The sequence below is a fragment of the Vibrio sp. D417a genome (genome assembly GCF_030248595.1).
GTDB lineage: Bacteria > Pseudomonadota > Gammaproteobacteria > Enterobacterales > Vibrionaceae > Vibrio > Vibrio alginolyticus.
The window spans coordinates 138,180-145,238 of the sequence record NZ_JAHGAM010000027.1 but is presented as its reverse complement, the minus strand read 5'-3'; the positions used below and the strand labels follow the sequence as shown (position 1 = coordinate 145,238).

At 39.5% G+C, this 7,059-nt stretch carries 11 protein-coding genes; all 11 read left to right on the top strand.

From position 1 onward, the window contains the following. Nucleotides 1–385: hypothetical protein (locus KI742_RS20625; protein ID WP_285385423.1), on the top strand; the 385-nt coding region annotated here is incomplete at its 5' end. A 177-nt stretch (nucleotides 386–562) separates the two neighbouring features. Beyond that, nucleotides 563–1,084 (top strand): GNAT family N-acetyltransferase, encoded by a 522-nt coding sequence (locus tag KI742_RS20615; RefSeq protein WP_262638850.1) that lies wholly within the window; start codon nucleotides 563–565, stop codon nucleotides 1,082–1,084. A gap of 208 nt (nucleotides 1,085–1,292) precedes the next feature. Next, nucleotides 1,293–1,604 carry a T6SS amidase immunity protein Tai4 family protein gene (locus tag KI742_RS20610; protein ID WP_285385425.1) on the top strand — a complete coding sequence of 104 codons (312 nt, stop codon included), beginning with the start codon at nucleotides 1,293–1,295 and terminating at the stop codon, nucleotides 1,602–1,604. Nucleotides 1,605–2,164: 560 nt separating this feature from the next. Then, nucleotides 2,165–2,566, top strand: coding sequence for a DUF2007 domain-containing protein (locus KI742_RS20605; protein ID WP_104979296.1), 402 nt, complete (start codon nucleotides 2,165–2,167; stop codon nucleotides 2,564–2,566). Between the two features lie 143 nt (nucleotides 2,567–2,709). Beyond that, entirely contained in the window at nucleotides 2,710–3,318 is a 609-nt protein-coding gene (locus KI742_RS20600) for a pyridoxamine 5'-phosphate oxidase family protein (protein WP_005389306.1), read from the top strand. A 141-nt stretch (nucleotides 3,319–3,459) separates the two neighbouring features. After that, complete coding sequence (locus tag KI742_RS20595) at nucleotides 3,460–3,873, top strand: RDD family protein (protein ID WP_285385426.1); 414 nt, start codon at nucleotides 3,460–3,462, stop codon at nucleotides 3,871–3,873. A 143-nt stretch (nucleotides 3,874–4,016) separates the two neighbouring features. Continuing rightward, nucleotides 4,017–4,580 (top strand): sugar O-acetyltransferase, encoded by a 564-nt coding sequence (locus tag KI742_RS20590; RefSeq protein ID WP_285385427.1) that lies wholly within the window; start codon nucleotides 4,017–4,019, stop codon nucleotides 4,578–4,580. Nucleotides 4,581–4,833: 253 nt separating this feature from the next. Beyond that, nucleotides 4,834–5,379, top strand: a complete 546-nt coding sequence (locus KI742_RS20585) for a GNAT family N-acetyltransferase (RefSeq protein ID WP_064368477.1) — start codon at nucleotides 4,834–4,836, stop codon at nucleotides 5,377–5,379. Nucleotides 5,380–5,521: 142 nt separating this feature from the next. Then, a complete protein-coding gene (locus KI742_RS20580; RefSeq protein ID WP_031781320.1) occupies nucleotides 5,522–6,163 on the top strand; it encodes an alanyl-tRNA editing protein in 642 nt (213 codons plus the stop codon). Between the two features lie 138 nt (nucleotides 6,164–6,301). After that, nucleotides 6,302–6,589, top strand: a complete 288-nt coding sequence (locus KI742_RS20575) for a putative quinol monooxygenase (RefSeq protein ID WP_005377083.1) — start codon at nucleotides 6,302–6,304, stop codon at nucleotides 6,587–6,589. A 142-nt stretch (nucleotides 6,590–6,731) separates the two neighbouring features. Beyond that, nucleotides 6,732–7,028: an antibiotic biosynthesis monooxygenase gene (locus KI742_RS20570; RefSeq protein ID WP_017634583.1), complete on the top strand. Its 297-nt coding sequence runs from the start codon at nucleotides 6,732–6,734 to the stop codon at nucleotides 7,026–7,028. The last annotated feature ends 31 nt before the right edge of the window (nucleotides 7,029–7,059 follow it).

Here is a 7,059-nt window from a genome sequence, read left to right as displayed (position 1 = left end):
ACTTTTTGTGGGGTACACCACTTCGGTAATGCGTTGCTCACACCTTAACAGGGCGTTAGCAATCAGGGAGAAATTGGAGTTGAGTGGTTATCAATCGAATTTAGAAAGTCAACTGAACATGCTCAGTGAGACTTGGAGTTCATTAATAAGTAACGGAATCATCAACGAAACAGAGTTAGTTCTAGAATTTAGTTACTTATGTCCAAATAAAGCATCAGCCATTCAACTAAACGATGCTCTCGAAAACTATGAGTCATTGATCAGAAGTGAGGGGTTTATTAACCGTTCATGGTTTGTTGAAGGATATTCTCACCCGACAACGGTAACCAAAGACATCCTTGCTCAATGGTTAGACTTTATGGTTACAAAAGGTTGGGAGTTTTAATGTACCTTTGATGGTTTTGGGGCTTCGTTTAGTTAAATTGCTAACAAACTGTTTAAGAGCGATTCGCAACGCGTGGCATTTTTACTATGCGTTGGTTTTAGTGTTTAAGGCGGTATGCGGCGGCTTTTGTATTGCGTTGCTCACCTCCAAAAGGTCATTAATACTCAAAGGTCAAATATGGATGTTTACCCAGAAATCGAGTTATCTAAAGCGCAGCATAATGCAATTGAAGCTCTTAGAAACAAGTCGTTTCCTGAACACCAAGTTACTCGCTCTTACTATAAGCAACTCCCGCATATGAGAGTTCTGAATTACGAAGGTGATCAGTTAGTTGGTTACATGGGATTAGACTACAGAGTTGTTCGCGTTGGTGATGAAATTTATAAAGTATTAGGTGTGAGTGACTTTTGTGTCGAGAGCACAGTTCAAAGACAAGGTATTGGCACAACAATGTTGTCTCAACTCAGCGAGTATGCGTCCACTAAAGATGTCGACTTCATCATTTTAGTCTCCGATTTGGAGCGTTTTTATCTGGCTAATGGTTATCAGCGCCTTAACTCTCTAAGTTCTTGGTTGCGAGTTCACGAACATAAAAATTACGGTGTTGCTGTAGAGCAACTAGATGATTTATATGTTAAACCTATCAGCGGCAAAACTTGGGCTTTTGGTCATATAGATTGGTTAGGGTATATGTATTAGTCTGTAGTGGGCTAATAATTGGTTCACAACAAGAGTGGTTACACATGGCATTTTCACTATGAGTTGATTTAAGTGATGTGTGGGGCAGTTTTGTATTGTGATACTCACTCCTTAATAATGTGCAGTAACTCTTAGGAAGCAAAAGGCTTAATTTATGGAATGTAGAGTACTAGTAACCAGCATAAGTATTGCTCTTTGTAGTGTAGGAATGGCCGCGAATCCACTAAGTATTCAAAGTGATGAGCAACTGTTTAAAAACTTCGCTCTCTCATCTTGCATTGCGACTCATTACAAAGGATCAGCTGTTGCGAAAGATGCGATAACGGCGATGCAAGGCTACAGAGAGTTTTCCGAGCTTCCTTTGGAGTCATTCTTTGGGGTTAGCGAGCTATTGGAAAAATATGATATGGCTATTTACAAATCAAAAAATGGTAACGTGATCAAATTGGCCTACTGTATAGACTTTTCTAATTCAGACGATGTTCATAAGCTATACATTAATGCGAAATCAGAGTTATAACAAACTGCTCAAAGTTGATTCGCAACGTGTGGTATTTTTACGGCGCAATACGTTGAGTGATTAAGATGATTTTTAGTGGCTTCTGTATTGAATTACTCATCTCTTAGCGGGGCATTATGCGGTGATGTAAATATGAAGATATTTTTAATAGTAGCAACACTCGTTCAGTTCACTCTCCTGAGTTTCTCGAAATACTATTGCTCAATTGCAAATGAGGTGCTTAGAAAGGCGGTGGAAACTAAAGAGAGTAATTTTCTATCTTTCCTTGATAAGTATGATTATTACAATGACTTAGATAATTATCTAGGCTTAGCGTCCGCTACAGTGTGGGTTATGGTCGTGCTCGTGATAAAGTTGAAAAATGTATCAAGCACCGACATGGCTCATGTGGCTGTTTGTTTGCCGTTATTTTTTCATATGATTTTGATGTCGATGTAGCTTCAATAGTTGTGGTTGGGTGATTAGGTACAACAAACTACTCAGGCTAGCGTGCCATACGTGGCATTTCCAATTAGCGTTGCTTATACCTTACGAGCGCGTTTTCCCACAAGGAGTAATATGTGATTGTAGTAGCAAGGTTTTCTTTTCCTCATGAAGCTCATATTGCGAGAGCAAGCCTAGATAGTGTCGGAATAGAAAGTTACATCGCTGACGAGCACACGGTAAATACTCAGTGGCTTTATTCAAATGCAATAGGCGGCGTCCGTCTGATGGTGGACGAAAGTGATGCAGAAGATGCGAAACAAATACTTAGTAGCGATTTCTCAGAATCATTGGGAAATGAAGTTGACGTTGATGAAGAAAAAGACGCTTGCCCTAAATGTGGTAGTAAAGATCTATTTGCATTTACAAAAGGTAAACGCCCAGCTTTCTTAGTTTTTATTTTACTGGGTTTTCCACTGTTTTTTTACAAGCATGGTTATAAGTGTAAGCAGTGTGGGGAGTTTAGTGAAAAACTTTAAATCTTTAGATAACAAGGCATTAAAGAGATAACTTGTACTCGTAGTATTTTTACGATGAGTTAGGTCTAGTGCCTATACAAGAAGTCAGAGTTACTGCTTGCCTACAAGCAAAGCATTATACGATAGTGAAGGAACAACATTGAATGAGTGAAATTAAAACAATAGAGCAGTTAAAAGAAATTTACGCAGAGCCAAGTGCGAGAGCTAAAAATAAAGCGCTGCCTGTGCTGGATGTTCATGCGATTACATTAATTAATAATTGCCATTTTGCAGTTCTAAGTACCGCTGATTCACAAGGGTATATCGATCTTTCTCCTAAAGGAGGGGAGCCTGGCTTCGTAAAAGTTTTAGATGAATCAACATTGCTGCTCCCTGATAGCTCGGGGAACAATCGTATCGATAGTCTAAAAAATATCATTAGTAACCCCAAGGTAGGGTTGTTATTGATGGTAAATGGTATTGATGAAGTGCTCCGTATTAAAGGAATCGCAAGTATTCACACCGACGCCAACTTGATATCTGCTTGCCCCGATGGAAGTAAAGATCCTAAGGTTGTTATCAAAATAGTCATAGAGAGTATGTACTTTCATTGTGCGAAAGCGGTGATGAGAGGGAAACTTTGGTCTGATGACTATAAAGTAAATCGCTCAATTCTCCCTTCATTAGCTCAAATCTTTAAAGATCAACAAAAGTTAGAAAGTAAAGCGCTTAATCAAGAAGAGATGTTGAAATATTACCAATCTAGCCTTTAGAACGAGCGTGGTAATATATTGAAAAGATAGAAAAATCAGGTTCGACCGTGCTCTGCGGAAGTATGGATTAGGTTTAGTGGGGATGTTACTGTCTCAATAATGTTAGTTCACCAATAAGCAATTGTTAGTCCAAATTTTAAAATGAAAAATGCAGAAAAATTTACTCTAGAAAATTACGTTTTGGCTAGTCCGGGAGTTAGGTGTGTTGGACAAATGATTGATCTTTTTGTCAGTTTTAGCATTTTTACTCTCGTTTTATGGGTCGGCTTAGAAATCGGTATTGAAAAAGAGCTTGTGCGCGCTACAGCAGTAACTGCGACTGTATCGTATTACCTTTTTTCTGATAGTTTACCAAATGGTCAAAGTGTGGGAAAAAAACTTTTGGGCATTGCAGTTATAAGTGCAAGAACGGGTAAAAAGTGCAATATTTTTCAGTCGCTCTTTCGAAATGTTATTACTCCATTCTTCTGTTTTATTGACTCAATTTTCATTCTTGGTAAAAAGAGGCAACGGCTCGGTGATAAGTTAGTGAGAACGGTGGTGGTAGTTCACTAACTTGTTGAAAAAATTGATAGCGCTGAGGACTTGGGTTCAAGTTGGGCTTTGTTTTCGTGGTGAAATAACCTCGTTTAGGTGGTAGCGTTACTCACATACTTAATGTAGCGTTGTAAGAAAATTGGTATTGGAGTCCAAGTTTTATGTCAGAAAAAGAGAAAATGTTAGCAGGTGAGCTTTATGACCCAAGTGATGAAGAGTTATTAAAGTTAAGGTTGAGCGCTAGGTTACTAACTGAAAAATTGAATGCCACGTCTGTTGAGCATAAACAAAAGCGAGTTCAAATAACTAAGCGCTTGTTCGGCACAACAGGTGACGATATTCATGTTGAATCTTCTTTCAATTGCGACTACGGATCCAACATTCACGTTGGAGATAATTTTTACGCTAATTTTGGTTGTGTGATTTTGGATGTTGCGGAAGTTAAGTTTGGTGATAACTGTTTACTTGGGCCTCAAGTTGGCATTTATACTGCTACTCATCCCTTAGATCCTATCGAGAGGAACAGTGGTTTAGAGCTAGCAAAGCCCATAAACATTGGTGACAATTGTTGGATAGGTGGCCATGCCGTAATCAACCCTGGCGTAACACTTGGGAACAACGTGGTGGTAGCCTCTGGCGCAGTCGTTACAAAGAGTTTTAGAGACAATATCGTTGTTGGTGGCAACCCAGCCAGAGTACTGAAGGAAATCGTCACTAAGCGATAATAAAGTATATGGACTATTTTGAGCCTGAGTTTAGGACTTATGATCAACTCACCCCAAGCTTTGATGCGTTCAACGGTTACTTGTTGACGCACTTGAATGTCTAAAATTTGCTTCAATATAGAGTCGTTACACGTGGCGCTTTTACCGTGCGTTGAGCTTGTTTAAAAGTCTCATACGAAATCATTTGTATTACGTGTCTCATACTTTTATTGGATTTTCGTCACCAATAACTAACCAAAAGGCTGACTCCTAAATGTTAGTAACAAAGATTGAAACGGAACGATTAATTCTAAGAGAGCTAGTTGAAGATGATGCAAGCGAATTGTTTGACATCTTCTCAGACCATGAGGTCATGAAATATTGGAACTCTGGCCCTTGGGTTTCAATTGAAGAAGCGCGGACATTTATAGCCAAGAGTACACAGGCCATGAATAGCAATACAGAAGTGACACTAGGCATCTTCCTAAAGAGCAATGGCCAACTTCTGGGTAAGATAATGCTGTTTAATCACGTGAAAGAGTCTAGGCGCGCAGAAATTGGCTTTGGCGTGAGTCGTCATTTCTGGGGTAAAGGCATGGTATTAGAGGCGGGAACTGCATTAATCGAACACGCATTCAAAACACTGAATCTACGTCGAATCGAGGCTGAGATAGATCCAGACAATGCTTCTTCAGGTAAAGTCTTGGAACGGTTAGGTTTTATAAAGGAAGGTTTCCTTAGGCAGCGTTGGGAAGTGAATGGAGTAGTCTCAGATTCAGCTATTTACGGGTTGTTAGCTAAACCCCTGGACAGCGTTTAGTACCCAGCCTTAAAAGCATCTAATAGATCTAGCCTGCTCGTACTCAATACACAGCCTTACACTTGACGGCGAGGTTTCTTGAATTGACTTGGTGGTCACTGAATGTACTATCAAGGATAGGACTTACTGCAAGGATAGCAGCATGAGCGAGAAATTATTTTGGGTTAATCCCTACCAAACAGAACTTAACTCAAGAGTGACCAATGTAGACGGAAATAAGGTTGAATTGGACCAGACTATCTTCTTTGCAGAGTCTGGAGGCCAAGAGAGTGATAAAGGAACGATTAATGGTATTCCGGTTTTGATTGCTCAAAAGTTAGGTGTTCGACTTATTTACACATTGGAATCCTCTCCAAATTTTACTCTTGGTGACATTGTAACTACGAGTATTGATTGGAAGCGTAGATACGCCTTAATGAAGCTACACTTTGCGGCTGAAGTGGTGCTCGAGATGTTTTATCAGCGTCGGGAAGGCATTGTTAAGATAGGCGCGCATATTTCTGAAAATAAGAGTCGCATAGATTTCGAGTGGTCTGAAAATATTGGTCCGTTATTGAAAGAAATTGAAACTGATGTGCAAGATTTGATTAACTCTGATTCAGTTATTATTAGTGACTTTTCCGATCAAGAGAGTGAAAGAAGGTATTGGAGAGTGGATGGGTTTGCGCAAGTACCTTGCGGTGGCACTCATTTAAAGCGCACATCAGAAGTCGGCCAAATTCAGTTAAAACGCAAGAACATCGGTAAAGGCAAAGAAAGGGTAGAGATAACCTTATGCTCGTAAGTCGATAGGGCATTAGAAATAGATTCCTAACACGTGGCATTTTAATTCATGGTGAGATTCACATTTGCGATATGATGGTTGAGATTGAGGGCGTGTTGGCTACTTCTTAACGAAAGGTTACAGGGGCGAGAGGATGATATGTCGAAAGTAACATTGAAAGGCTTTATTTTAGTTCCGGAAAAGGATTTAGAATTAGTAAAACATGCGTTAATAACTCACAAAAGGCTCACGTTAGAAGAGCCGGGCTGCCTTACTTTTCTTGTGACTCAAAGCTCGACTAATCCTTTTCGTTTTGATGTCTATGAAGAGTTCGTCGACAAAGCCTCTTTTAAGCAACATCAGGAAAGAGTTCAAGCCTCACATTGGGGAAAAGTAACTGCCAATGTTAAACGTCAATACGAAATCTTTGAATGTGTGCATGACTAATAGAATCGGAGTGATTTAGAGCGTTTACTCTTTGTTTTTAGGTTGCTCTACGCTCTGCTATGTTGCTTTATTCATCTATTAACCTGGCTTAGTGTTCTTGATACTTTGCCGTATTAAATCTAGAAATTTTAATGGAAGTGTTATGTTTAGAGTTGTGTATGAATGGCGTGTGCCAAGTGAAAAAATGGATGAGTTTCAAAATATATGGCGTTCGACGACAGATTCAATTCATCAGTCAGTAGATGGGGCGCTTGGTAGTTTTATGCTTCGTTCTTACGATGTACCGGAAAAGGTTTTAACTATTGCCAAGTGGCGAACACGTGAAGACTGGGAGCGGTTTTGGGGAACTAGTAACCCAGAAAAAATGAAGAAGATGAGTGAAATTGCAGAGCGTGTTTCAGTTGAACCATTCGATGAAATTGAAGATAGAACTAAGTAGGGCAATAGAAACGTTAAAGTGATGCCTAATG

What these genes read in the sequence shown, in the direction of transcription:
- KI742_RS20610 (WP_285385425.1), top strand. Translation starts at nt 1,293, where the DNA reads ATGGCCGCGAATCCACTAAGTATTCAAAGTGATGAGCAACTGTTTAAA.
- KI742_RS20580 (WP_031781320.1), top strand. Translation starts at nt 5,522, where the DNA reads ATGAGCGAGAAATTATTTTGGGTTAATCCCTACCAAACAGAACTTAAC.
- KI742_RS20570 (WP_017634583.1), top strand. Translation starts at nt 6,732, where the DNA reads ATGTTTAGAGTTGTGTATGAATGGCGTGTGCCAAGTGAAAAAATGGAT.
- KI742_RS20615 (WP_262638850.1), top strand. Translation starts at nt 563, where the DNA reads ATGGATGTTTACCCAGAAATCGAGTTATCTAAAGCGCAGCATAATGCA.
- KI742_RS20595 (WP_285385426.1), top strand. Translation starts at nt 3,460, where the DNA reads ATGAAAAATGCAGAAAAATTTACTCTAGAAAATTACGTTTTGGCTAGT.
- KI742_RS20575 (WP_005377083.1), top strand. Translation starts at nt 6,302, where the DNA reads ATGTCGAAAGTAACATTGAAAGGCTTTATTTTAGTTCCGGAAAAGGAT.
- KI742_RS20590 (WP_285385427.1), top strand. Translation starts at nt 4,017, where the DNA reads ATGTCAGAAAAAGAGAAAATGTTAGCAGGTGAGCTTTATGACCCAAGT.
- KI742_RS20600 (WP_005389306.1), top strand. Translation starts at nt 2,710, where the DNA reads ATGAGTGAAATTAAAACAATAGAGCAGTTAAAAGAAATTTACGCAGAG.
- KI742_RS20585 (WP_064368477.1), top strand. Translation starts at nt 4,834, where the DNA reads ATGTTAGTAACAAAGATTGAAACGGAACGATTAATTCTAAGAGAGCTA.